Annotated in this window: 30 protein-coding genes and 1 pseudogene; 5 read left to right on the top strand and 26 right to left on the bottom strand. The window is 62.7% G+C overall.

What is annotated here, in order from left to right; all coding sequences use genetic code 11:
* Positions 1-15: 15 nt before the first annotated feature.
* The 5 genes from FOZ70_RS37975 to FOZ70_RS05015 all read left to right on the top strand — a co-directional run bounded on the left by FOZ70_RS37975 (position 16) and on the right by FOZ70_RS05015 (position 3,655).
* Positions 16-762, top strand: coding sequence for a lysozyme inhibitor LprI family protein (locus tag FOZ70_RS37975; protein WP_226165410.1), 747 nt, complete (start codon positions 16-18; stop codon positions 760-762).
* A gap of 77 nt (positions 763-839) precedes the next feature.
* Positions 840-1,898: a hypothetical protein gene (locus FOZ70_RS05030; protein ID WP_258025550.1), complete on the top strand. Its 1,059-nt coding sequence runs from the start codon at positions 840-842 to the stop codon at positions 1,896-1,898.
* Positions 1,899-2,252: 354 nt separating this feature from the next.
* Positions 2,253-2,786, top strand: coding sequence for an IS21 family transposase (locus FOZ70_RS05025; RefSeq protein ID WP_219705074.1), 534 nt, complete (start codon positions 2,253-2,255; stop codon positions 2,784-2,786).
* A 50-nt stretch (positions 2,787-2,836) separates the two neighbouring features.
* Positions 2,837-3,187, top strand: a complete 351-nt coding sequence (locus FOZ70_RS05020; RefSeq protein WP_206121842.1) for a hypothetical protein — start codon at positions 2,837-2,839, stop codon at positions 3,185-3,187.
* Between the two features lie 132 nt (positions 3,188-3,319).
* Entirely contained in the window at positions 3,320-3,655 is a 336-nt protein-coding gene (locus tag FOZ70_RS05015) for a hypothetical protein (RefSeq protein WP_219705072.1), read from the top strand.
* Here the strand turns inward: FOZ70_RS05015 and FOZ70_RS05010 are convergent, their stop codons facing one another.
* The 26 genes and pseudogenes from FOZ70_RS05010 to FOZ70_RS04890 all read right to left on the bottom strand — a co-directional run bounded on the left by FOZ70_RS05010 (position 3,656) and on the right by FOZ70_RS04890 (position 23,861).
* A complete protein-coding gene (locus FOZ70_RS05010) occupies positions 3,656-4,723 on the bottom strand; it encodes a phage late control D family protein (protein ID WP_219705070.1) in 1,068 nt (355 codons plus the stop codon).
* Positions 4,724-5,043: 320 nt separating this feature from the next.
* A pseudogene (locus FOZ70_RS38500) lies at positions 5,044-5,430 on the bottom strand (phage tail protein); the annotation flags it as partial.
* A 16-nt stretch (positions 5,431-5,446) separates the two neighbouring features.
* On the bottom strand, positions 5,447-8,668 hold the full coding sequence (locus tag FOZ70_RS05000) for a hypothetical protein (protein ID WP_219705067.1): 3,222 nt from the start codon (positions 8,666-8,668) through the stop codon (positions 5,447-5,449).
* Between the two features lie 2 nt (positions 8,669-8,670).
* Positions 8,671-8,787 carry a GpE family phage tail protein gene (locus FOZ70_RS04995; protein WP_219705065.1) on the bottom strand — a complete coding sequence of 39 codons (117 nt, stop codon included), beginning with the start codon at positions 8,785-8,787 and terminating at the stop codon, positions 8,671-8,673.
* Positions 8,788-8,795: 8 nt separating this feature from the next.
* Positions 8,796-9,149 (bottom strand): phage tail assembly protein, encoded by a 354-nt coding sequence (locus FOZ70_RS04990; RefSeq protein ID WP_219705063.1) that lies wholly within the window; start codon positions 9,147-9,149, stop codon positions 8,796-8,798.
* 63 nt (positions 9,150-9,212) lie between these two features.
* Positions 9,213-9,722 carry a phage major tail tube protein gene (locus tag FOZ70_RS04985; RefSeq protein WP_091919524.1) on the bottom strand — a complete coding sequence of 170 codons (510 nt, stop codon included), beginning with the start codon at positions 9,720-9,722 and terminating at the stop codon, positions 9,213-9,215.
* Positions 9,723-9,759: 37 nt separating this feature from the next.
* A complete protein-coding gene (locus tag FOZ70_RS04980) occupies positions 9,760-10,935 on the bottom strand; it encodes a phage tail sheath protein (protein WP_219705062.1) in 1,176 nt (391 codons plus the stop codon).
* A 37-nt stretch (positions 10,936-10,972) separates the two neighbouring features.
* Entirely contained in the window at positions 10,973-11,416 is a 444-nt protein-coding gene (locus tag FOZ70_RS04975) for a phage tail assembly chaperone (protein ID WP_219705060.1), read from the bottom strand.
* A 24-nt stretch (positions 11,417-11,440) separates the two neighbouring features.
* On the bottom strand, positions 11,441-14,380 hold the full coding sequence (locus tag FOZ70_RS04970; RefSeq protein WP_219705099.1) for a hypothetical protein: 2,940 nt from the start codon (positions 14,378-14,380) through the stop codon (positions 11,441-11,443).
* The gene (locus tag FOZ70_RS04965) at positions 14,380-14,943 is read right to left on the bottom strand and encodes a phage tail protein I (RefSeq protein WP_219705058.1); all 564 of its coding nucleotides are present in this window, start codon (positions 14,941-14,943) and stop codon (positions 14,380-14,382) included. Before FOZ70_RS04965 ends, FOZ70_RS04970 begins: the two co-directional genes overlap by 1 nt.
* Complete coding sequence (locus FOZ70_RS04960) at positions 14,936-15,847, bottom strand: baseplate J/gp47 family protein (RefSeq protein WP_219705056.1); 912 nt, start codon at positions 15,845-15,847, stop codon at positions 14,936-14,938. The genes FOZ70_RS04965 and FOZ70_RS04960 overlap by 8 nt, the downstream gene beginning before the upstream one ends.
* Positions 15,844-16,215 carry a GPW/gp25 family protein gene (locus FOZ70_RS04955; protein ID WP_091919536.1) on the bottom strand — a complete coding sequence of 124 codons (372 nt, stop codon included), beginning with the start codon at positions 16,213-16,215 and terminating at the stop codon, positions 15,844-15,846. Before FOZ70_RS04955 ends, FOZ70_RS04960 begins: the two co-directional genes overlap by 4 nt.
* Entirely contained in the window at positions 16,212-16,895 is a 684-nt protein-coding gene (locus tag FOZ70_RS04950; RefSeq protein WP_219705094.1) for a phage baseplate assembly protein V, read from the bottom strand. Before FOZ70_RS04950 ends, FOZ70_RS04955 begins: the two co-directional genes overlap by 4 nt.
* A gap of 87 nt (positions 16,896-16,982) precedes the next feature.
* The gene (locus FOZ70_RS04945; RefSeq protein ID WP_219705054.1) at positions 16,983-17,450 is read right to left on the bottom strand and encodes a phage virion morphogenesis protein; all 468 of its coding nucleotides are present in this window, start codon (positions 17,448-17,450) and stop codon (positions 16,983-16,985) included.
* Positions 17,438-17,881 (bottom strand): phage tail protein, encoded by a 444-nt coding sequence (locus FOZ70_RS04940; protein ID WP_219705052.1) that lies wholly within the window; start codon positions 17,879-17,881, stop codon positions 17,438-17,440. The genes FOZ70_RS04945 and FOZ70_RS04940 overlap by 13 nt, the downstream gene beginning before the upstream one ends.
* The gene (gene lysC / locus FOZ70_RS04935) at positions 17,874-18,119 is read right to left on the bottom strand and encodes an Rz1-like lysis system protein LysC (RefSeq protein WP_258025549.1); all 246 of its coding nucleotides are present in this window, start codon (positions 18,117-18,119) and stop codon (positions 17,874-17,876) included. Before lysC ends, FOZ70_RS04940 begins: the two co-directional genes overlap by 8 nt.
* On the bottom strand, positions 18,013-18,447 hold the full coding sequence (locus FOZ70_RS37970; protein WP_346656388.1) for a protein lysB: 435 nt from the start codon (positions 18,445-18,447) through the stop codon (positions 18,013-18,015). The genes lysC and FOZ70_RS37970 overlap by 107 nt, the downstream gene beginning before the upstream one ends.
* Positions 18,444-19,250 (bottom strand): N-acetylmuramidase family protein, encoded by an 807-nt coding sequence (locus FOZ70_RS04930; RefSeq protein WP_219705048.1) that lies wholly within the window; start codon positions 19,248-19,250, stop codon positions 18,444-18,446. The genes FOZ70_RS37970 and FOZ70_RS04930 overlap by 4 nt, the downstream gene beginning before the upstream one ends.
* Positions 19,247-19,519: a phage holin family protein gene (locus tag FOZ70_RS04925; protein WP_206121849.1), complete on the bottom strand. Its 273-nt coding sequence runs from the start codon at positions 19,517-19,519 to the stop codon at positions 19,247-19,249. Before FOZ70_RS04925 ends, FOZ70_RS04930 begins: the two co-directional genes overlap by 4 nt.
* A 5-nt stretch (positions 19,520-19,524) precedes the next feature.
* Positions 19,525-19,869 carry a putative holin gene (locus FOZ70_RS04920; RefSeq protein ID WP_206121827.1) on the bottom strand — a complete coding sequence of 115 codons (345 nt, stop codon included), beginning with the start codon at positions 19,867-19,869 and terminating at the stop codon, positions 19,525-19,527.
* Positions 19,870-19,888: 19 nt separating this feature from the next.
* Positions 19,889-20,095, bottom strand: a complete 207-nt coding sequence (locus FOZ70_RS04915; protein ID WP_206121826.1) for a tail protein X — start codon at positions 20,093-20,095, stop codon at positions 19,889-19,891.
* Positions 20,092-20,415 carry a hypothetical protein gene (locus FOZ70_RS04910; protein WP_206121825.1) on the bottom strand — a complete coding sequence of 108 codons (324 nt, stop codon included), beginning with the start codon at positions 20,413-20,415 and terminating at the stop codon, positions 20,092-20,094. Before FOZ70_RS04910 ends, FOZ70_RS04915 begins: the two co-directional genes overlap by 4 nt.
* A 17-nt stretch (positions 20,416-20,432) precedes the next feature.
* The gene (locus FOZ70_RS04905) at positions 20,433-20,915 is read right to left on the bottom strand and encodes a head completion/stabilization protein (RefSeq protein ID WP_219705046.1); all 483 of its coding nucleotides are present in this window, start codon (positions 20,913-20,915) and stop codon (positions 20,433-20,435) included.
* Positions 20,916-21,017: 102 nt separating this feature from the next.
* Entirely contained in the window at positions 21,018-21,743 is a 726-nt protein-coding gene (gene gpM, locus FOZ70_RS04900) for a phage terminase small subunit (RefSeq protein WP_219705092.1), read from the bottom strand.
* Positions 21,740-22,759 (bottom strand): phage major capsid protein, P2 family, encoded by a 1,020-nt coding sequence (locus FOZ70_RS04895; RefSeq protein WP_091919560.1) that lies wholly within the window; start codon positions 22,757-22,759, stop codon positions 21,740-21,742. Before FOZ70_RS04895 ends, gpM begins: the two co-directional genes overlap by 4 nt.
* Before the next feature lie 55 nt (positions 22,760-22,814).
* Positions 22,815-23,861, bottom strand: a complete 1,047-nt coding sequence (locus FOZ70_RS04890) for a GPO family capsid scaffolding protein (protein WP_258025548.1) — start codon at positions 23,859-23,861, stop codon at positions 22,815-22,817.
* Positions 23,862-23,963: the final 102 nt, after the last annotated feature.

The following is a 23,963-nucleotide window of genomic DNA, read 5'->3' as shown; positions in this document are numbered from 1 at the left end:
TTCATCCCATTCGACATGAAGACAACGATTGCCCTCCGGACGCTGGCCCGCATCGCACTGCTGCCGGCGTCCTTCTGGTTCGCCGGCACCGTATGCGCCGCGTCCTTCAATTGCCATCTGGCCAGACAACCGGCGGAGCAAACGATATGCGCCGTCCCCGAGCTGTCGAAACTCGACGATCAGCTCGCGATCGCGTGGTCGCTTGCGCCGCAACGCGTTGACCGGTCGCACGGCGACTCCGGCCTCAATGGACTGAAGCGCGATCAGCGCGGCTGGCGAAGCCAACGGGATGCCTGCGGACGAGACGTCGACTGCCTGCGTACCAGCTATCTCCGGCGGCTGCAGCAGCTTTCCCAGCCCAACCCCGAAATCGTGCTCGACATCAACGACTTCCACTGGTCGCAAACGTGGACGCTCCTGGAGATTTCGTCCAGGCCGTTGCCGCGCAATCGCGGCGGAATCATCATGATTCACCTCAACCCGTATGCCGATGCGGCACGGCTGACGTTCGACGCGTCGTCGTGGAACGGTGAAAACAGTGGACGGGAATACAAGGCAGACGCCGTCGTGCGGGCCGACGGCAAGGCATTCCACGTGGGCGCCGACGGCTGCCAGCTCGATTTCGCCATTCACGGTGCGCAGATGGAAGTCGAACAGCGCGGTCAATGCGGGACCGTGCTCGGCCACGGTAGCGACGTGGATTTTCAGGGCACGTATATCGACGAGGAGCACGCGCCGAACAAAGGTTTCCAATTTGAATGACCGTCTGAACCGCACGTCTGCAAACCGACACGCCGACCGCCTCGGTCACGCCTGTCGCCCATTCGCCCGTTCCTGCCATGCCAACCATGACGCAGCTGACACCTGAACTCCTTGCCGTCCTGCACCGGCCCGTCCTCGACGAAACCGATCTCTTCACGCTGGACGACTTCTTCGAACTGGCCGAAGTCGACGAACTGCGTGCGCAGGCGCAGGACCGTCGCCGCGCCGACGCGATCCTGCACGCGTGTGCGGCCGAGCTGCCGGCGCTGCATCCGAATCGCGCGGCGTTGCTGGCGTTGCTCGGTGGCGCGATCGTCGAGGGTGGGGCCGATCCGCGCATCCTGTTTCCGGCCGCGCTGGCGAGGCTTGGGGCGTGGCTGCCTGAACTCGCGCCGTTTTGCGCAAGGGCAGTCGAGGATGACGACGACGGCGCCACCGACGACGAACGGCGCGACTGGCACGCCGCCCGGCAACGGCTCGATGCGCTCGACGGGCGACAGGGCCGGGAACTCGATGCGTTGCGGGGCGCTGTCGATACGCTCGTCCTGCCGCTGATGGCGATGCTGATGCGCGATCGCGACAATCACGGCGATCTCGTGGCCGACACCGCGCTGCAGGCGTTGCTGGAGCGGATGGCCGACAACGACAGTTTGCCGTTCGATCAGTTGCACTTTCTGTGTGCAGCGTCGGCGTTGAGCTACGAACCGGAGTGCGTCGTCGTGCTGCCGGCTTCCGGCACGGGCTTCGTCGCCAGCGCGCATGCGGTCAACAACACGTTCCATGCGTTCACGCTGCTACAGCGCCTGATCGGCGAACATGCGCGGACGCTGCGCGTCGGCAAGCCGATCGCGCCGAGGAGCGGCGACGAAGATCAGGATTCGTCGGAGTTTCACTGGCTGCAGGCGCATGCGTACGCGAACGGCGTGCTGGTCGACAATCTGGCGCTCGCATGGGGCGAAGCGCCGTTGCGCAGCCACCGCAAGCACGGTAAATGCGTGCTGATCGCGCTGGAGACGGAAGAGGGTATCAAGAGGAGCTGGAACGGCTTCAATGGTGTCTGCCATCCGGCGCAGAACCCGTCCGTGACGCTGGTGCGGTTCCTGACGCCGGAGGAAGTGGCCGCGTATCTGGTTTGATGCGGCCGGGCGAAATCGGCGTAGCGATCGCGGATGATCGACGGCGCCCGGTCGGCGGCTCCTGAATCCAGGCTGCGGTTGCCGGGCTTCGACCGGTGTCCCGACACCAGTCCCGCCGGCCCGTGCTCACGTAACCGGGCGACCAGCCGGCAGACCTGCCGGGTCGTCAATTCCAGCCGTTCAGCCGCACCCCCAAAGCGGACATTTCAATCTAGCCACTACAACAAAAATCACTGATAATTCACGTTATGTCAAGTTGAGTCGCTAGCAAAACCGGCAGTTCTGTCAGGTTGAATGAAACTGTTTGTAAACATACTTACAATCTCTTACACAGTTTCGCATCCCGCAACGCTTATGAATGCCGCCGACCACCGTCACGGCGCGCTGTCCGATTTCCTCGCGCTCACTGACGGTCTGTCCATCGCTCGAATCGCTCAGTCGCTCCGCTGCTGCACTCGCACCGTCCGAAACTACGTCGCCGGTCGTTCGCCGATCCCGTGGCACCGTATCGAGCTTCTTCGCTTGCTCGCGTCCGAAGCCAGCGCGCCGGCCGCCGGTGCTGGCGCCGCGTCGACGGTCGAACAACCCGCCGTCATAGCGAACATCGAGCCCGACCCGGCGTCCCCCGACGTTCTTCCCGACGAATTGCTCGCATGGGTCGGCGTCCACGCGTCGCATTTTCTCTCAAGCCAACGCAGCTTCACGCACTACGTGCGAGGCTGGAATATCGTCGACAAGATTCGGCGAGCCAAGCGCGAAGGCACGTTCGCGGCCGTCCTCGCTCAATGGCGCGTCCTGGCGGTCGAGCTTCCGCGCATGTGGCGCAGCGGGCCTTTATGGACGGGTGTCGGCCCGCCTGCTTACCACCGTAGAGAAAGCCAACTGTAACATTGTGTTACGCTGCTGCTTTCATTTCCACAACACAAAAAGGACAATCCATGACCTTTTCCGGGGTACGTCGCACATGCGGCGTGTTTGCTGTCGTCTGCATTTCGGCGTTCGTGACTCAATCCGCGTCAGTGGCTGCGCCGACCGCGTATCACATCAAGGACGGGACGTGGTTCGGTTGCGATACCAAGGACCGTTTCTACAAGATCATGTCTTTCGACAAAGCCGCGTTCAGGAAGGCCGCCGTCAGCGCGATCGAGGCCGGGAATTGCACCCTGTTCCGCACCGGGCAGACGGTCTATCTCGGCGATGTGCCGATCCTTGGCGGTGTGATCCAGCTTCGCCGCGAAGGCGAGACAGAGGAATACTGGACGAACCGAGAAGCGATCAGCAGCAAGTAAGCCGCAGCGAAGACACACCACGAAGCCCGCACCAGCGGGCTTTTTCATTTCTGCGCGCCCGCCCGGCGCCGGTCGTTGACACAACGCGGCCGCACGCCAATACTGTATATTTATACAGTATTGGCGCCGACCGTGAACCGCGACGATGACAACGTATGGGAGTTCTTCGTCGAGCGTGCGGCGATCATGGAGTTTGACGCCGGCAAGCGGCGCCACGATGCCGAATTTCACGCCCTCGCCCGCACACGTATGTACTTTGATCCGCGCGGCGTGAACATGCCGCGTATCGGCCTATTCGCGCCATTTTGGAATACTGATTTTGGATGGAGCGACGCAGACACAAAGCCCGTTGTGTTTCCGCATGCGGCAGTGCTCGCGGGAATGGCCGTCGCGGCTTTCGACGAGGCCCGCCGCGTCGGTCGGCCGCATTCGATATTGCACGCGTGGCGGTCGCGTCTCGGCGGGTAGTTACGCGCTACGCTTGCGGAAATGTGTGCGATGCCGATCCGTCGTCGGATCGTCGCGCACTTCCAGTTCGAGCGTAGACGTGAAGCCAGCGTCGCCGGTAATCGTGTGCGTGACCTGCTTCACGAGCCACGGCGTCTCGTCGATATCCGGTTTGAACCCAGCCACGGTCACGGGCATTTCGGGAAACAGGTCGGCACGGCCGAGCGCGAGCGTGTACGACATAGTCGCCTGACTGCGCTTCACGCGCGCTAGCTCCGCCTGTGCCGCCGCGCGCGCCTCCGTTTCGGTCGCATAGTCTTCGGGTAGCACCTTCACATTCTTGTTGTTCTCTCCGCCGACCACGACAGATTTTCGCTTGCCCTTCGTGTTCGAATGGTAGTGCGCGCGCACGGCTTGATAGCTCTCGCGCTCGGCGATGTGATACCGATGCTGATCGCCCGACGCGCGAGTCAGGTTGAGCACGGCAAGCGCCTTTCCGCTCACGGTCTTTCCCGATCCGATCGGCATGAACAGCAAATTCGAATCCTTGACCGTCATGACCGCGTCGTAACGCTTCGCCAGTCGCGTGAGAAAGGACATATCGCTCTCGTGCGTCTGGTCGATATGTGCGATCCGAATTTGCCCGATCTTCGTCTCGACCTTCGCTTTCAATGCATGGCGGCCGGCGATTGCAGCGACGATGCCCGCGATCGTCACGCCATGCCAACTTTTCTCGCGGCGCTCGTGCATCTTGTTCGTCATCGACGCTGACTTCGCACGGATCGTCAGAATGTCCGGCGCCCCGCTATGCTCGACTTCGTCGACAGTGAACGCCCCTTTGTCGATAAGCGACTCGCCAACCCACCCAATCGACAGTTTGATATCGGCGCCACGCTTCGGAATGGCGAACGTGCCTTTCGTATCGTCCAAGACGAGATCGAGCATATCGGGTTCTTCCGCTCGGGACTCCGACAGCGTCAGACTGATGAGGTTCGGCGCGAACAGGCGCGAGATATCGCGCCCGTCGAGCGTGATGCGATAGTCTGCCTGCGGCTGCTTGCGCGCGGGCTGCGTCGTTGCTTCCGTCATGCGTCCCCCGACACCTTGCCAAGCACGAACTGCACGACGCTGCCGATCGAATCCCCGTTCATCGTCGAAATCTGCCGCGCTGCCTTGATTGCCTCGTCGAGTTCAAGCCCGGTTGCTGTCGACAAGCCTTTGACGGCGGCGGCGGCCGCTTGCGGCGCCATGCTGCCGATGACACCGATCGCGGCCGACTTGATCGAATTGATAGACAGGTTCTTGACGTTGTCGACGACGGTCGTCGCAACCTTCACGACCTGGCGCACATCGTTCAACAGTTCCTTAGCCGAATTCCCCGACTCGCTGCCGTCGCCTTGTGTGGCCGCGAGCGTCTCGTCGGTTACGCGCTTCAACGTCAGGTTGAATTCGATTTTCTTGGCGATGCCGGAAGGCGTGTGGTACGTCGCCGTTTCGTTCAGGCTTTCGATGACATACGCGCCGTAGATCGTTCCCGATCCGTCGACGAGCGCATACGCGTCGCCGACATCGCCCATACGGGCCAGCTCGTCGAGCGATGCGATCGCGCCGACGCCATTCTCGGCCGCAACCATACCGTTGAGCGTAATCGTGTCGTCGCCGGCGCCGGTGTACTGACTGGCGTCGCGTGTTCCGACCCGCGAGCTTGTGCGGTGCTTCCAGTTCCGTTGTCGTTGCAGTTCCTTATACGGTGCGGTCTGCAAGCTGAAAACGAACTGATCGAGTGACAGCATCATGGCCTATGTTCCCCTCTCAGTCAGACAGCCGCGCGCCGATGCGCGACTGCTTCGCCCGTTCATGTCGTTCCAGCTCTGCGCGCACCATGCGGCCGATTTCCGCCGCGTCCATACCCGGCTGCGGATAAATGTTGATGGTGATCGGCCCCGACGCGACTGCACTATCCGCGGTCGACGACGCTGCGGCCAGCGGCGGGCGCCGATCGATCGGCACGGCCGGGCGCACGAGCGTCGTGTCGGCCGCAAGTGCCGGCATCCCGAACGACGTCGTCGCAACGGTCGCGAGCGCAACAGCCGCGCGTGCTACCTTACCCTGCCCGCCTTCCATGCCGATCGCCGCGCCTTCGCTTACGAAACCGCCCAGCTCGCCGAAAACGCGGCTCGGGCTATGAATGCCGAGCTTTTCTTTGAACCACGACACTGTCGAATCCGCGACGCCGGTAATGGCGTCTTTCACCGAGCCGAGCCCGTTTTTGATGCCGTTGACGAGGCCCGACATAATGTTTGCGCCGAATTCGACGAAGCGGCCGGCAGCTTCGGCCGCAACGACGACGATGTTCGCGAGCCATGCGCCAAAGCCCTTGCCGGCGTTGGTCGCGGCGTCAAGGCTTTCCTTACTGGTATCGACCGGCCCCAACAGACGTTTGATCCAGCCCCACACGTTCCCGATTGCATCCACGAGCCAATCGAACACGGGTTTCAATGGTGCGAACATGCTACCGAGGACACCGAACACCCGTCCGAACAGCGGCGCGAGCGGCCTAAGTCCTTCCGTGAGCCCTTGCCAGAAGCCAGAGAAAAACGCCTTGATCGGCTCCCAATATCGGACTATCAGCAGCGCGGCGACCGCGATCGCGGTAATGACGAGCCCGATCGGGTTCATCAGCGCGAGCCGACCGACAAACATCAGCGTTTGCCCGAGCCCCGCGAATGCGGCTGCTACGCCGCTGATCGCGCTGGCGGCGCCGCCCTTGATGAGACTGACGCCGCCCTTTGCAGCATCGGCCGCGACGCCTGACGCGCCACGCCGCGCGACGTACTGCCGCGCCATCGTCCAACGTGACGCGGCCGCCGCACGCGTGGCGGCCATTTGCGCTGCTACTGCGCGCCAGAGTTGAACCGTGTACAGTCGCGCGGCGCCGATGCCATCCTTGAGCGCCGTCCCGGCGGACACGCCCCACCTTTTTACAGATTCCTTCGCCGCTTGGCACGCGGCCGGCACGCGCTGACCGACGGATTTCACGTAGTCGCGAACGGTTGTCCAGGCGCCGCGCGGTGACGATGCCTGCCACGCCGTCGATAGTGCACCGCGAATGCGCGTCGCGCCGGCTTGCGCCGATTTCCCGGCGCCCGACGCGGCGCCCGACATGCGACGGAACGCGCCGGCACTGTTGTCGAGCACGCGCGACAGGATGCCGCCGCGCATGCCGAGCGTCGTCATGCTGAAACGCAGCACGGCCAACGGCCCAAGCACGCCGGCGAGCACGATCACGAGCGACCCGGCCACGACGAGCAGCGCACCGAATGCGGCCGCAACCGACAGGATGATTTTCGCGGCGGTCTGATGCCGCTTGATCGCGCCGAGCAGCCGCTCGAGAATGTCGCGCGTCTTGTCCAACGCCGCGTTGTACATCGGCGCGATGCTCTCGCCGATTTCGCGTCTCACGTCTTTCAACTTCGACAGCACGTCGATTTCCTTGCCGGGAATTTGCTCCTTTGCTAGCCGATGCGCGTCGTCGATGCCGTATGCGCCCTTGTTCAGGCGCTCGTTTTTATGAATCTGGTCACGTTGCATGTACATGGTCGTGAACAGATTCGACGCCGTCCGGTTGGTGAAGATCGTCGAAATCATGTCTTTCACCTTGTCCGGATCAGTGATCCCCTTCGCGGCCAGCTTCGGCAGGAACACTTTTTCGAGCCATTCGAGCGGCGATGCCTTGAACAGATCGCCGCCGGTCAGCGCTCCCGGCTTGATTTCCTTGATCGTGCCGATTTTCGTATCGACGACCTTTTTCCGATCGAGCAACCCGAGCGCGATCATCTGGTTCGCTGCCCGCTTCGTCGTCTTACCTTGGTACGCGTTACTGTAGGCCGACATAAGGCCCGTGCCGACGCCATGGCCGCCCATTTCCTGAATGAGCGGTTCCATCTGGTAATAGAACGCGTCCTGCCGCATCTGCTTCGCTGCAACGCCGCCGGTCTGGATGAAGTTGCGCCACTCGTCGCCGCCGACGCGGCCGCCGGTCGCCGATAGGACTTTTTGCACCATGTTCGCTTCGTTCTTGAACGTCGCTTCGTCTTTCGTGCCGCCGCGCAGCTCGATCACTTTCAGCATGTTCATGAACTTCTCTTCGTTCGCATGCGCGTCCTCCGCACCGAACAATGTGTCGTTCGCAAACTTCATTTTCGACAGCGTCGGCATCACCATTTGCGCGTGATGCTCGTCGGCGAAGATGGAAAGCGCGTCACGCATCAACGTCATGTTGTCGGACGTGCTGACGCCCATTGTTTTCATAGCGCGAACGTATTTTTCAGCATCCTTCGTCGCTTGATCGCCAAGCCCGAACGCCGTGATGCGCGCGCGCTCGTTCTGCATTTTCTTCGCTTCGTCGAGGGTGCCGGCCAGATCGCCGAGGATATGCCCGCCGGCTGACTTCGCCGCGTAGCCGCCGACGGCCATCCCGGCCGCGACGCCCTGCATGGCTTGCATTCTCGACCGTGCTGCGCCTACGCGTCTTTCGCGGTCAGCCAGCTCGCCGAGTCTGCGCATTTGGTCGCTGATCGTCGCGTTTGCCGACGCCATGCTCGCGCGCAAATCGCGCTCGTGCTGCGATAGGTTTCTGGTGTTGATGCCGGCGCCGGCAAGCTGATCGCGCAACGCCTTCACGCGTGCGGATTGCTTCTCGTGTTCGGCCGACAGCCGCGCGGCGGCTTGCTTCGCCTTGTCGAAGTCCGCGATCATCTGCCGCGACGGCGGGCCGAACGCACGCAGCGACCCGGCCAGCTCCGAGACTCGACCACGCGCCGCGCCTAGCTGCGACGCGGTCGCGGCGAGCCCCGTGCGCATCTGCCGAAACTCGCCGACGCTCTTTTGCGTCTTCCCCATTTCGGCCAGCTCGCGGCGCGTCTCTTTCAGCGAACTGGCAAGCCCCTTGTTACCGGCCAGCATATTTTTAAGGGGCTTCGTCATGTTGTCGATCATGTCGAACACGACGCGAAGTTTCAGGGCGTTGTCCATCGTTACTCGCTTCCGTTGCGAACACGCGCGCGCTCGCGCCAGTCCATCAGTTCAGTCAGCGTGAAGGCGTCCATCATCGGCGGTGTCCAACCGCTGAACACGATCGCGATATCCGCCATCGCGTCTTCTATTCGGTCTGGTAGCCCAGTTTCGATTTCACGGCCTTCGGCATCAAAAAACCAGCGAAGATACCTCCCAATTGAACGAGGTCGGCCGGGTCGATATTGGCCACATCGGCTTCCGTCAGCGTCGGTGCGCTGATGCGCGGCAGCACCTTCGAAAGCGCGACAACGTCGAGGTTCACGAGGTCGGACAGCGACACGCCGCGCAGCTCGCCTGACTTCGGCTTGCGCAGTGTGATGCGGTCGATCGTCTGGCTTCCGCGCACGAGCGGCGTGTCGAGCGTGAGCGTGTTCGGGTCATCCTGGCTCTGCGTTTCCGGCAGTACGGTTTCCGCGTTTGCGGCTTGGTTCGTTTTCATGGTGTTCCTCTCGAATGATCGATAGATGACTGCCTCGCCGGTATCTCCGGCCGAGGCGAAAAATTACAGCCCGATTGCCGTGCGCAGCGTCGCGAGCAGGTCGCTACCGTTGATCCGCTCGATCATGTTGACGAAGTCGATTTCGATGATTTCCTCGCCGTTGATCGACAGCTTGTAGTAGCTCGCGACCGTCGTCACCTTGAACGAGGTGTCTTCCTTCGCCTTCGCCGATCCCGGATCGATTTCGCTATGCCGGCCCTTGATAACGATCTCGATCGAATCGACGCTCGCCGAGTCTTCGGCCTGATAGCCGCCGGCAAAACGCAGCAGCACGCCGTCGTGCTGCGTGATGCCGTACTGCTGCAACACGCTCTTCATGAAGCCGCCGGCAGTCCATTCCATCTGAATGCCTTCGTTGCCGAAATCGACCTTGATCGGGCCGCCCATGCCGCCGCCCTGCCAGTCTTCCATCTTGCGCGTCAGCTTCGGTAGCGTGACTTCCGCAACCTGTCCGACGAAGTTCTCGCCGTTCTGGAACAGGTTGAACCCCTTGAGTTTTCGCGGCAATGCCATGTTCGTTTACTCCTGTATGTGTGGTTTCGCGCGCCGGTTAGGCGTTGACCTTCGACGCGAAGTCGGCGAGATAGCGATCGGTAATGCGCTGACGCAGCGTGAGGTTTTCGAGGGGCGGAACCGGCGTGTAGTCGTAATCGATATACGCCTGCCCGGCCTTGAGCACATCCGTCGTGTTCGGCTCCGGATCGAACCACGACGAGCCACCGATCAGGTAGCCGAGCGAAACCCACTGACGGAACTTGCCGTTGATGCTCTCGATAATGTCGCGCGGCAACGACGGATTCAGCGGCCCGTCGACGTTCACCATCTGCGCGAGCGCGATCGAATCGCCGACGACCTGCGCCGTGCGCGTGTAGTTCTCGAACGCGAACAGCGGATCGTCCGAGCACGTGCGCGAGCCCCAGAATCGAAAGCCGTTCTGATTGATCAGCGTCGTCACGTCCTGTTCGTTCAGGTAGCCGGCATCGGTCGACGGGTCTTGCAAATCCCACGACACGTCAGCGCTGATGCCGGTCACGCCGTTGACGGCGACGTTGGACAGCGTCTTGTGCCAACCGATATCGTTGTCGATCTTCGCGCGCAGGCCCATCGCCACGGCGACGGCTGACACCTCGCCGGTTGCATTCTCGACGTCGTCCCAGCCGAGCCAGTTCGGCCACAGCACCATCAGTTCGCGGGCGGCGAATTGCTTCCGGTACGCGGTCGCCTCTTCCTTCGTCTTCGCGCCAGCGGCAAACGCATACGCGAATCCCTTCAACGCTTTGGCAGTGGTCACGAGCGCATTCGCGACGGGCTGCGTGTCGAGAAACGGCGCGCCGAGAATCCGCGGCTTAACGCCGAGCTTTGCTTGCGCCGTCAACAGCGCTTTCAGGCCCGTGTATTTGCCTTCGGCCGTCACCGTGCCGACAACGTTCGACGTGGTCGCCGCATCGTCGGCGCCTTCGGCGACGCGGACGATAACGGTCATCGGCTTGGTTTGCGCGCCGATGGCCGTCAGCACCTTACGAAGTGTTCCCTGCTTTCCGGCCTTCCCGAGCGCGGCGATAACGTTGGTGATGAGCACGGGCGTATCGAGCGGGAACGTCGCCGGGTCGGCATCCTTCGCCGTACACACGAGGCCGAGGATTGCCGTCGAAATGGAACGGATCGGCCGCGATCCCTGATTGATTTCGACGAGGGTAACGCCGTGGTGATAGCTGTCGAGCGCCATATTGCAGACTCCAATTGAAAAGGTGGAAATGACGCGATCAGGCGATCGCAGTCAGGAAATCCGGCGCCGCCGGCAGGTCAATATCAGGCCACTGTTTGGCATCGCTGATATCACGCAATGCCTGACGGTATTTGATGACGGCGGCGTACTGCGCCGCTGTCAGCGTCGTCCCTTCGCCGATCACCAACTCGTCTTGGTGTCGCGCGACAAGCCAGTCCGTCGCGGTCAGCGCCGCGTCTCGTTGCATGCGTTTCGTTTCGGCCGATTGCTCGCGCGTTGGCGGCAGAGGGTCCAGCGCGACGGCCGCGCCTTCCGCGTCGACGCACAGGCGCTTTCCGGCGCCCTGCGCATTGACGAGTGCGAGCCATTGCTCGTCCGTGACATCAATCACGACGGCGCCCGCCGGCGCGGGGCTGTCAACCGTGTCGTAGAACGCGACGATTTGGCGATTCGCGTCCATTTCAGCTTGCTTCTGTCCCATAGCACTAGCCTCAATTCAACCTTGTCAGAATCCGATTGCGATCCACGAACCGGAGATAGTCCCGTTCCAGTTATTGGCCGCCACGAACGTGGTTTTCGACTTACCGCCGACCGTCCATCGGTAAAGCGTGCCATTCGCGACGGCGTCGTCGGAAGCGCATGCGAGCGACAGGCATGCATTGGGGAACGCCACCGGAAACGCAATCATCGGGTTCGAATTTGCGGGCACGGAGACATTTCCCCACTGGATAATCAGCCCGCTCGGCAGCTTTTGGTAGCCGTTGCCGCCGAGCGATGCGTTGAACGATCCGGTGAATTTCAACTGCGCCGAACCTCCGTACACCAGCCATGTGCTGCCCGACCCCGACGACACGATGTAGATATTGTCGTTGATGCCTACCGGCAGAGACGACGTGCCGGACGTGCCGGCGAACGTGTCTGAGCCGTTCGAAGCCACGGTGAGCAGCGCGGCGCCCGTGTTGGTGATCCAAAACCCCTGCCCGGCCGGGATGGAGGCCACAGGCGGCAGGGAGACGGTTCCGTCCGCCGTTCCGAAGTAATTCACCTGCTTGCCGAGGTCGGCAACGGTCAAGGCTCGAACTGGCGAAAGGTTAACAACACCCGAGAAGTTGCCCAACGCGCGCTGGACGAACTGCGTCGTCGCAAGCTTCGTCGAGTTGTCGAACTGCGATGCCGTGACGCCCCGACTCTGCGCAAACTGAATTGCCGCGCTACCGCCAGTGACATCCCATTCGGCAACGCCCCGAGAAACGAGCACGAGCGAGTCACCGACCTGCAACGTCACCGGCTGAACCTTCCCAGCGGACCAGATGAAGTCGTCGCCCTGCGTTGTGACCGTGATCGGCCCCGTTCCGAAATTCATGAACGTCAGTACGCCGCCATTCGGCATGGATGAACCCGCAGGAAGCGTAAGCACTCCGCCACCGGCCCCATACCACTGGATAGCCTGCCCGGCCTGTGCGGCCGTAAGTGTCGTGTTGGCGTTCAGCGCCGCAAATCCGGAGATATTCCCGAGCGCGCGTTGAACGAACTGCGTCGTAGCGAGCTTCGACGAGTTGTCGAACTGTACTGGCGTCTGGGCTACCGGGCTACGCGTGTAGTGGCTGATAACCGTCCAATTGGATGCATCCGACGTAAGTTCGACAGTTGCGCCGACATCGAGCAAGAACGTCGATGCCGCCGACGCTTGGTTATAGATGCTCGCGGAAGGCGTCAATATTGTCACGGCAGTGCCGTTTGAGGTCACATTTGTAATCGTGAACGAAATATTGTTCGTCGTCGGAGCGGGCAGCGTGATCGCAGACGGCCCGGTGCCGCCCGCTTCAACCCACGATCCAGAGTCGGAATTCGCGAGTGTGGCCGAGCCGTTGATGTATTTGCGAGTCTGGAAATTCCCCGACGCCTGCTGAACAAAGGCCGTCGTCGCGAGCTTATTCGAGCTGTCGAATTGTGGTGCGGTTCTCCAGTTTGCACCGGACATTACAGAGGAATACGGCAGCGATACCGAACCGCCGACCAGTTCCCAATGGTCGATTCCGTTCGATTGCAGCGCCATCGTGTCGCCGCTGTTCATCACAATCTTCGAACCGGCCGCCGGGATCGTGTCCGTACCTTGCGCGGCAAACGTAACGGCTCCGACGCACATGCTATAGGCTTCGATGCGAGCACCGCCCGGTACGCCCCCGGCCGGGGGTAGCGTCAGCGTGAATGCCGCCGGGCCGCCGGTATAGATCACGGCGCCACAGACGGAACTCGGTAATGTCGCGGTCGCCGTGTACACCTCGAAGCCGGTCGCCTTCAAGCCTTGGCGTTGCACAAAGGCTGTCGTCGCGAGCTTTGTGCTGTTGTCAAACTGCGGTGCCGTCGTGAAATTCGCACCCGACAGTGCCGTCGAGTACTTCAATTGAGCACTGCCGCCAGTCGCAATCCACTGATTCGACGGAATGGCGACCAACAGCAAATTGTCGTTCGGGCTGACGACGACGTTACTATTGTTGCCGTTGCACAGAATCGTATCCGAGCCCGCGCGCGCCACCGTTACCGGCGCACTGCCGGAATTGTTGAACAGAAATGCCCCACCTGGAGGCATGGCGGAACACGCCGGCAGCGTGAAGGTAGACGCCGCGCCACCCCAGAAGTTGACCACCGTCCCGGATTGCTCCGCTTTCAGCGTCTGGCTTGACGTGTAGGCGCTGAACGCTTGGAAGTTGCCGAGTGCGCGCTGCACAAACGCTGTCGTCGCGAGCTTGTCTCCGCTGTCAAACTGCGGCTGTGTCACGCTGGATTGCTTCCCGTTGAAAGCGATCGCTTCGTTCGTGAGCACCCATGTTCCGCCCATAACGTCCCATTCGGCCCCGCTACGGTTCACGAGGATGACGGTGTCATTCGGCCCGAGCGTGATTGAAGTGTTCGATGTGCCGAATCCCGCGCCGGGCGCATAGATGAATCCGCCGGCGGGTGCCTTGATCGTGAACGTCTGTCCGACCCCGCCTTGCGCGTAGAAATGGATCGCGCTGCCCGCATTGGCCCCGTTACCCGATGGCAACGTCGCGGTGCACGACGTGCCGACAAACTGGACCGCACAACCGAACGCGCTCGCGTTGAGCACGGTGTCAACGCCGTTCACGACCTGTACGTTCGCAAAGTTGCCGAGCGCGCGCTGCACGAACGAGGTCGACGCGACCTTCGTCGTGTTGTCGAACTGCGGGGCCTGCGGTGTCTGAGGCGAACCCGTGAAGGCCGGCGAATCGCTCTTTGCATATTGCGGATGCGGATTCGTCGCCGCTGCGTGCGCCTCTTGCTGATCCTTCAGGTAACGCGTGCGGTTCGCGAGCTGGCGCGGCTGTACGTTGTCGATACCATCGGGGCCGCCAACGACCGGGTCGGACGTTTCGAGCTGGTAAATCCCCTCTTCCCACTTCGAATTTTCCGCAAGATTTGCCATTACGTCGCACTCCCTCTGTTGTACTGGCCGTTGCGCTTCGCAATGCCGTTGTGTCGAATAGGCGCCGCACGGTAGTCGAGCGCGGCCAGCATCGAGCGTTGCGGTGCATAGCGCTCGAGGACGGCTTTCAGGTTTTCTGCTTGATCGCGGGTAATCGGCTGCGTCAGCTTGACGATGTATTGCGCCCACGCCGTCGGGTCGCCGTGGATGTAGTCGCCGTTGCGCCGTACCGACCCGTCGCGCCGGCGAATCCTGCGCCCCTCGATTAGCGTCACTTCACCGAAGCCGAGCCGGCGAATCACTTCGCGAATCGCCCACGGCGTGCCGCGCTTCTGATGCAACTGGATCGCGGACTTGATCAGCGCACGCCGCGCGTCGTCCGATTCAGCCAGTTCCCAACCGTCGACCGACACTTCGGCCGCCAGATACGGCAGGAACGATGCCGGGCATTTGTCCGGGTTCCAGTAGTCGCGAATCGGTATCGGCAACGTGTCGACCGCCGCGAGCGCGTTCGCGGTACGCACTTCGAGCGTCGTCGCATTGGGCGGCAGGAGCTTAGGCATACAGTCCGCCGTATTCGATGACTACCTCGACGCAATACGACGCTTGCGTTCGGTCGATCGCAATATCGCCGACGGGTTCGATCAATTCGGTTCGCGAAAGCCCGGCGGCCTGACACACGCCCTTGATCGCCGACTCTGCGACGCCGATCCCGATTCGATGCACCTTGTCCGCGTATGCCTGCGCGTTTTTCCTTGCCTGCGCGATCAGAACATCGGCACCGACCCCTGTCCGGGTGTAGCACTTCGCGCGAATGCGATAGCGCACGATTTCGGCCGATTTCACCAGTACCGTATCGTTCAAGGGCCGTTGATCCTCCGCACTCAGCGCGGTTTGAACCGCCTGACACAGGGCATCCGATGCCGTCCCGTCGCCCTCGCTCGACAGCAGCGACACGAGCACGTCGCCCGGTCGCGGCCGCGAGGTCTGTGCGTCGATGATGCGACCGTCGACCGCGCGCGCCTTCGTGACATACGCTGCCGACGGGCCTGCGACGCTGAATCCCTGCGGCGCGAGCTGGATTCGCTCGCGCAAGCTGTCGTCGGTTTCCATGACCGCGTCGACGTTGTTCGCCGGATCGGCGGGCTTGACTACGAGGCGCATGAGGCCGAACAGCGCCGCGCGCTGTTCCAGATCGTTCCCCATCGCGAACGCGAGCATCACCGCGCGCACCGCGTCATTGACGCGCTGACGCCATACGAGTTCGCGATAGCTGTTTTCCTGTAGGAGCCGCGCGAGCGGTTCGGATTCCAGTTCCAAGGTCGCGGCAATCTCGGCCTGTTCGTCGGCCGGCCAGAGCGAAACCATTGCCGCCTTACGCGTGGCGTAGATCGTTTCGAAGTCGAGCACTTCGAGCGCGTCCGGTAGCGGCAGGCTCCCGAGGTCGATCAATGCTGACGTGGTCATGCGACATTCCCCCTGTCCAGCGGAATACGCGCGCGCACGGCGTCACCGGAAACGGTCGTGTACCCCTCGATATCGACGAACTGCTTTCCGGCATAGGCTTCGCCGACGGTGTCATCCTCGATCGTGAGTTGCACGCGGGTCAGCACGAGCCGCGGCTCCCAGCGCATCAGCGCGGTTGCGATCGCCGCATAGAGGCGCGTGCGCTCGGCGCCGTTGTTCGGCGCGTCAACCTGACCGAACAGATCGGAACCGAACGTCCGGCGCTTCACGCACGCGGCGAGCGGCGTCGAAATGATCTTTCCGACCGATTGGTAGAGGTGGTCGAGGTCGGCGATCGCGCGGCCGGTTGTCGCATTCATCCCTTTCATTTCGGCTTGCTCACGTCGTTTCCGTCGCCTTGTTCGCGGTGCGTGTGATTCGGCAGGCTGATCCCCTGCGACTTCACTTCGCCCGTGAAATCCGCCGCGCCGTCGATTCGCATCGTCTGGCCGCCGTCAGCGCCGCCCCGTCCGGTCATGCCGGATTCAAACGTGAACGGGCCTTCGACCGTCATTGACCGCGTTACGGTCACGTCGGCGTCGAGCATGACCCGGTCGGCCTTGACGGTCGCGGTTTGAGTGTTGACGTTGACCGCTCCCGGCGCCGTCACGTTGATGGTTGCCCCTGCCGGCAGGTCGACGCCGAGCACGTGCGCGGCATCGTCATACGCGACGACGGCGCCATCGCGGTATGTGCGCACGTCAGTATTCGGGCTATGGTCGGGTGCGGGAAACGCGTCGGAGTAGAACCCGCAGAGCGCAACGCCCTGCGCGGGGTCGCCCATCGGGCATAGGAGCATGACCTGTTCGCCCTTGGTCGGCGCACGCCAGTCGCGCGTGTTGCCGGCCGCAAGTGCGAACCAAGGAATCCAGTTCGTTTGGAGCGAGCCGCTTTCGTCGTCCGGATCGCCGACCGACACACGGCAAAGCGCCGCGCCGTGGTCTACGTCGAGAATTGAGCCCTTGCGAACGGCGTTGCGCGCCTGTCGCTGAATTTCGTTAGCGTCCATGCCGGCCATGTTGCCGGCCGCACGCGCGCGAGGCGAGCTTCGCCCCGTGTGAGCGTCGCGGGTACAAAAAAGCCCCGACGATCGGGGCTATTTCGTGATGTGCTTGAGCAGCAGGTCGCGTATTAGCTCGCGCTCGGCGTCTGTCATACCGAGCAGCATGCGCGCCGGATACTTGTATTCCGGGCCGCCCGGCGCGACGCGACTGCGCTCGCCGAACTGGTGGACACGTGCCAGCCGCGCCACGCGGCCATCGAATCCGATCGCGAGCCCGGTCGCATCCGTCTCGACTTTCAGGAATCGTCCCGTGCGCATCTTGACGAACATCGCCGACCGCTTGACGCGGCCGCGCTTGTCGCGTTGCCGGCCGCCGGGCTTCACGCGTGCCTTACGGGCATCGTATGCCGTTCCGTCCGGGTTCTTCTGGCCGGCGATGCGCTGCTGCTGGCTGCGACGCAGCGTCCGCGCAATGTCGCGCATGGCTGCGACCCTGCCGGCGGGTTCGAGGCGCGTGAGCAGGCCGGACAGGAGCGATTCGACGACGCTCAGTTCGTCCACTGCTGCCCCGTCCACGTGATTCCGTCCGGATGCTGCGAATCGTCGACGTGCTCGATTGTGCGCGAGCCGTTGTCGTTGACCTTCACGACGACGCTTTCGGTAAGTTGGAGCTTGATCGACACATCAGACGTTTCATTGTCGAGAATGTCGATCTCGTATGTGATGCCGTGCGCGCGCTCGTCGGGGTTCAGCACCAGATCGGGCTGGTTCGCTCGTACCCATTCAATGATCGCGAGAAACAGCTCATCGGCGTCGCCCGAGAAGTCGAGCAGCAGTGCATGACATACGTACCGATATTCGAACGACAAGCCCTTCGCGCCGGTTGCCGCGAGCGAGCCGTTATCGATGAACACCGTCAACCGTTCCGGGCTTTCCACGACCTGCGGAATCGCAGCCTCGATAGCGGTGCGAAGGCTCGCCGGCTTATTCATGCTTTGCAGGCCCGACTTCGGCGTCGATTCTCGCCTGCGCCTTCGCCTGGCAGTCGACCACCATGTCGACCTTGGCCGCGCACGCGCCCCACGCGCCCTTAGCCGCTTCGAATGCGTCGTGCAGCTCGCCGTTAGTGCGCGGCGCCATCGCCGGCAGCGTGCATCGGCTGATCGGCTGGCATTGCAGCACTGAAAGCGTCGGCGCCGATGTAAGCGGGGCTTGCTGACAGGCGCACAACGTCAGCAGGCAAAGGGGTATCAGCCCACGAGCGGACGGACGGGTTTTCATGGATCACCTTGCGGATTTCTTCGCGGGCGGCCGCGAGCTTCGTTGCGACCTTGTCGGTCGACACGTCGAGTTGTTGCTGTTGGTGGGCCTTGTCGCTCGCGTCCCGCCGTAGAGCGCCAATCACGCTGTCGCGCCCTGCCACCGCCTGACCGGCGCATGCGACCTGCCCTTGCGCGACCGCCAGCTCGGCGCGCAGCGCGCGAACGTAGAGCACACCGCCCACGAGCAGCACGAGCGCGGTCGCGCCGGCGACGAGCCTCACGGCGAGCGGGTTCACGCGACCGCCTTCGCCGCGTCGGCGTACTTGTCATATGCCCGCGCGAGCTTCACGTCGTACAGGTTCCGCGCGTAGCCGGGGCCGTTGTAGCCGCGCGCGAACACTGCCCACTTGCGCCCCTTGAGCGCCGCGACGAGCGCCGGATCGACCGCGACATAGCGCACGAACGCGTCGAGTTGATCGCCTTCGCCGTTTTCCATCCGCGCGACGAAGTCGTCGACGCTGGAATAGCCGAGCCGTTCCCAGTGGTAGCCCATCACCTGAAAGGCGCCCCAGCTTGCCGATTCGTATGCGGCGCCGGCGTCGATCAGCTCGGCGGCCGCAAGCCGCGTATATTCTGCTGCGCCGCCCTGATAGCCGCCGGCCGCCTGCGAGCAGATATTCGGGTATTTCGCCGCGATGGGCGCCGGATCGATGCCGCGCGCTTCGAGGCGCTTCCAGAAAATATGGCGTTCAAACAGGATTTTCGGTCGTCCGCCGGACAAGAAGCCCAAACCGGTCGACTCGACTTCGTTCACCGCTCGCACGCATGCGACCGGCACGCCGAGCCGGTCGGCCGCGCTCACGATATCGGCGTCGGCGAGGTGCTTCGGATCGCGCCGGCCGGTCGCAATCGCGGCGAGCGTCTTCGGCCCGGCGATACCATCGTCGACGAGGCCGGTTTGCTTCTGGATGGCCCTGACTGCCGCTTCGGTCGCGTCATCGTAGACGTGCGTCACGTCGACCGGGTAACCCGCACGGGTAAGACGCCGTTGCAGCAGCCCGACATCGTCGCCGTAATCGCCGAGGCGATGCGTTTTCATGATTGTTCACTCCGCAAAAGCCGCGCGACATTGCCACGCGACGCAAACACAAACAGCGCGATCAGCGCGGCGGTCGCCGCATCGAAGAAATCGACTTGCTCGACGTGCAGGGTCAGATTGATCGATGCACCGCCGGAAACGACGACGATCGCCCATGCAACCCAAGACACGTGATATCGATGGCGCGCACCGTTTCGCCGGTAGGTCAGCACACGCACGAGCGAGGCGAAGTGCGCAGCGAGCGCAACGACGGCAAATGAAATGTGCATGACTGTCACTCCCCTTTTTTGAGGAACGCGAGCAGGTCGGCCGATTTCAGCCGGTCGATAAGCTGCAACGTGACCGTGATGACGAGTGCGGCCGCGAAGAAGCCTGCGACGCCGGTCGAGTGGATCGGCGTCACGTTGACGATTTCCGGCGCCGCGATATAGCCCATCACCAGCGAAATCAGCATGTACGCGATCCGGGTGAACACGCCGATTTCCTTCGATGTGACGACGACGAGCGCCGCGCCAGTGAATGCGCCGATCAGCGCGTTACCGTCGATGCCCGGCGCGAGGCCCGCGACCCCGATCGCGGCCGAAAGCGCTGCGGCGGTAGTGGTATTCGGTTCGGCCATTTCGCCAGCTCTCCCAAGGTCAATCAAACAATTGCACGAGCGGCGCCGTGCTCGCGACGGTTTCGATTTCGGGCAAGTAGACGATCGTCCCCATTGGGATGACGACGCCGTAATCGGCTAGGCCCGCATTTGCTTCGAGCACTGCCTCGACCGTTCCATCCGTTCGGCCGTAGTAGCGCCAGCAGATCAGATCGACCGTGTCGCCCTGCTGCGCGGCGACGTTCATCGCTGAAGGATCGCGATGACGGCGGCCAGCAAGAACGACGAGGCGGCCGGCATCAGCACATCAAGCACTTTCCATCCGTCCCACTGCCACGGGAACAGACCGACGTTCCACACCGTGACCGTCGACGCCGCGCCCTTCGCAGCAAACTGCACTTCTGCGGTTTTGCGTGACCAGTACCAGACGACGACCGACGCCGCGCCAAACCATACGTTGCCGGTCGCGAGCGTCATCGGAACCTGAATCGCGAGCCCTTCGAGGCAATGCGACAGCGAGCGGCGCCAGCGTGCGCCCTGAATCCATGCGAGAAGTTGCGTCAGCATCGTGAGTCCTCCGCCGTTCAGATCAGATCGATCGTGCTGCGGCGAATGCCGCGAATGTCGTTCATCGCCCATCGCGCGTTTCGTCGCGATTGGCAAACCGTTTCGTCGAGGTTTTCGGCCTTCTGGCCGCCCGACTTCGTCGAGTCGTAACCGCTGTATTTCTCCGTGATATCCGCATGCGTCAGGCTGTAGACCGCGCGCTCGTAGCGGGATACCTGGATGCTGACGCCGTCGACCGTCGGCGCCGGCACCGACGCGAGGCCGGCATGACCGGCCGCAACCTGTACAGACCGCCACTGCGCAAGGTCGGCGTTCACGGTCGATATCGCCTCGATCACGGCGCGTCGTAGGCGCTCGGCCGTCACGGTTCCGTCGAGCTTCGTCGACTCGCGCAGATCGCCAATGTCGATGTCAGGAAACCATCCATCGTTCGCGACCGTCGCGCCGGCGCCCGGTGCGCCTGCCGTGGTCGTTCGTGCGGGGGCGATAAAGCTACTCATGACCGTGACTCAAATATAGGAGGCGGTGGGCCGGCGTTCGTGTCCCGTTGCCGTCAGGTGTAGGGATCAGGAACGCCGGCGCCGCCTTGCCGGGTGGGCTCTTTACGTGCGGGCGGCCTTGCGGCGGCCGTCCGCATCGCTCAACAGGGCTTCCAGTCGAGCAATGTTCTGTTTCACGCCGGCGCGGTCGTCGAGCGACAGCGCGGCTTTGAAGTTCTGTACGGCTTGACTCGCGCGCCCCCAATCTTCGGCGCCGTCGAGCTTGTCGTCGCCGATGAGGTTCATCGCCGTCATGCCGATCGCCTTGAGCAGCTTCGCGCGAATCTGGTCGTGCATGTCGAGGTCGGCCGTCAGGTCGAGAATTTCGACAAGGTGCTCGATGACGAACGGCTCGCCGTTCTTCGCCGCGACCAATGCAGCCGTCGCGAATTCTTCTGCAACCGCTGCGCCGACCGAGCGCTCGTATTGATCCGGCAGCGTCAAGCCGTGATGCAGCGCATAGCGAGCGATATCGAGTGCGCCGACGTAGTCGCCAGCATCGATGCGCCAGATCATGACCGTCATCAGCACATCGTCTTGACCGCCCCGCCCGCCGGCGAGCGCGCCCGACACGTATGCGTCGTACTCGGGCAGCACTTCGCGCTTCACTTCGACCTTTCGAGCGACGGACTGAATCGACTTCAACCGGCGCTTGTCGGTCACGAGCTTGACGAGCATCAGCTCGTACTGGCTCGCGCCGGCGAGCGATTGGCCGGGCGCCACCGAGGCGGCCGCCCGCGCTGCGCGAATGCGCTGTTGGTGTCGGCGTGCGGGGCTGGTCATGGTCAGGCTACCGGCTCGATTTCGATGTTTTCCACGATCGCGCCACAGCCGTAGTCCTCGACGACATACGCTTCGTTGCTCGACTCGTAGTTTTCGATTTGATCGCGCTTAGGGTTGTCGATCAGCGAGCGGCGGCGGCCGCCGTTCTGGAAATAGATCGACAGGTTGTCCAGGCGCGTGACCATCAGCGTGTTTTGCGGCACGAACGGGGCGGTAACCGCCTGCTTTCCGCCCACGCGCTTGCCGCTGATGACGAGGTCGAGCGCAGCCTGTTCGGTCGCGACGTTCGCGCCGTTCACGAGCGGGAAATACTTGTCATGCAGCAGGCCGCTACCCATCACGACGACGACGGACGGATCGTCGCGATACCACTCGTCGAGCAGTTGAAGCGCGTCGATCACGAGCGCGTCGAGGTTCTTGTAATCGGCGCCGGCGACGTTGCCGACCTTGACCTTTTTCGAGTCTTTGACCGCTTCGTGCATCACGCGATCGGGCGCATTGAGGCGATATTTCTGCAGCCAACCGACATTCACGTCTTGCAGCAGCGGGTTTGCCGCACGATCGGACGTGGCCGACCGCGAAGCGCCATTGAAACCGACGCAGATGCGATCGAGCGCCGTGCGTTGCACGATCGCGTCACGAATGCGGGTCTGGAAATCCGGCAGGTGCGCCCACGCGTCGAGGCGCGAATAACGAATCGCCGTATCGAAATTCGTCTGCGTGCAGACGTAACCGTTGCTGTCGAGGCTGGTCGGATCGATCGGCGCGCGATCCTGCTTGCTCGTGTCCGTCGTGCTCGCGATCGGCTGGCCGATGCCGAGGCCGACTTTCTCGCCGCTTTGCGGGTCGACGCCGATCATGTTGATCCGTTGAAGGAACGCGCTCGACTGCTGAATGCGGCTCTCGAGCTTTTGCTGTACGGACGGGCTGACCGTGAATTTGGTGTTCGCGTCGGGAACGCCGTTCAGGTCGGCGATCGCCTTCACGTAAGCGTTGTACGCGAGCCGGGTTTCGTTGCGCATGGGTGATTCTCCGAATCGATGAGGGGTGAAGCCGTTCAGGTTTCGACGCGACCGCTTAACAGTCGGTCTTGTGCTCGGCGCTCGTGCCGGTTGCCGGCGGTCGTTGGTTGCCGCCGGGCTGCGTCGACAGATTGGCGTTCAGCTCGGCCAGCGCGCGGGCCGTTTCTTCGTGTGCTGCCTTCTCGGCCGTAAGCGCCGTATCGAGCGACGAAACCTTCGTCGTGAGTTCGTCGACACGGGTCGACTGATCCTTCGAGAACGTCGCGAGTGCTTCGACGGCCTGCGTCATGTCGGAAAAGCGCTTGTCGTCGGTCGCGCCCTTCTCTTTCACGAGGCCGAGGATTTCGCCGACGCGCTTGAACACTGCGAGGCCGACGCCGGGAGCCTGCGCGGCTTCGAATTCGATCACCGTTTCTTCGGCCGCCGAAAACAGGTTTTCGGGGCGTTGCTTCCGGGCGTTGAACGGGTTTTCCGCGCCTCGACCGGCCGCGAACGTCAGGATTTCGGTGCCGAGGCTTGCCGGGCTGTCGGTCACGGCGAGGCCGACGAGATATGCCTGCTTCGTGTCAGCGAACGAGAAATCGATCTCGACCGACGTGTAGACCTTCTGCTTCGCGTTCACCATGTCGATGAGCGCTTGCGTCGGTTTCAGTTGCGCGTACAGCGCGAGTTTGCCTTTCAGCGGACCATCGGCGATTTCTTCCGACTTGAGCCCGGTAACGTCGCCATACGCGCCGAACGGCTGATTCGCCGACATAGGTGCGTAGCCGCGAATGTGCTCGCAATTCATGCGTGCGCCGTACAGTGCGGGGTCGTACTGCGCCGCCATCTGCTGAATCCATTCGCGCTCGATGGTACGGCCGTCGGTCGTCGCACCTTCGACTGCGACGCGAAACCATTTCGTCGTCGCATGCGTGCCGCTGACACCTGCCACCGAACCGATGCCGAACGCGGCGGCGCCAGCCGCACCGATGCCGCCGAGCACGTCGGCATGTTGAATGCCTGCGCCGACCGCCGTCGCTGCTGCATGCGCGTCGATCGCGAAAAGCGATGCCATCGAGCCGACAGCGATCGCGAGAAGCGACAACTTACGTTTGAACATCGTGTGTACTCCGACAGGTGATTGGGTGAGCGTTTCGTGTGATGCCATGTTCGCGGTTTGCCCGCCGACGCTCAACGACTAGCCCCTGTCGTCTCCCTGTAT

The sequence above is a fragment of the Burkholderia sp. COPS genome, from assembly GCF_019425585.1.
Classification (GTDB): Bacteria; Pseudomonadota; Gammaproteobacteria; order Burkholderiales; family Burkholderiaceae; genus Burkholderia; species Burkholderia cepacia.
This window is presented reverse-complemented; position numbering and strand designations above follow the sequence as displayed.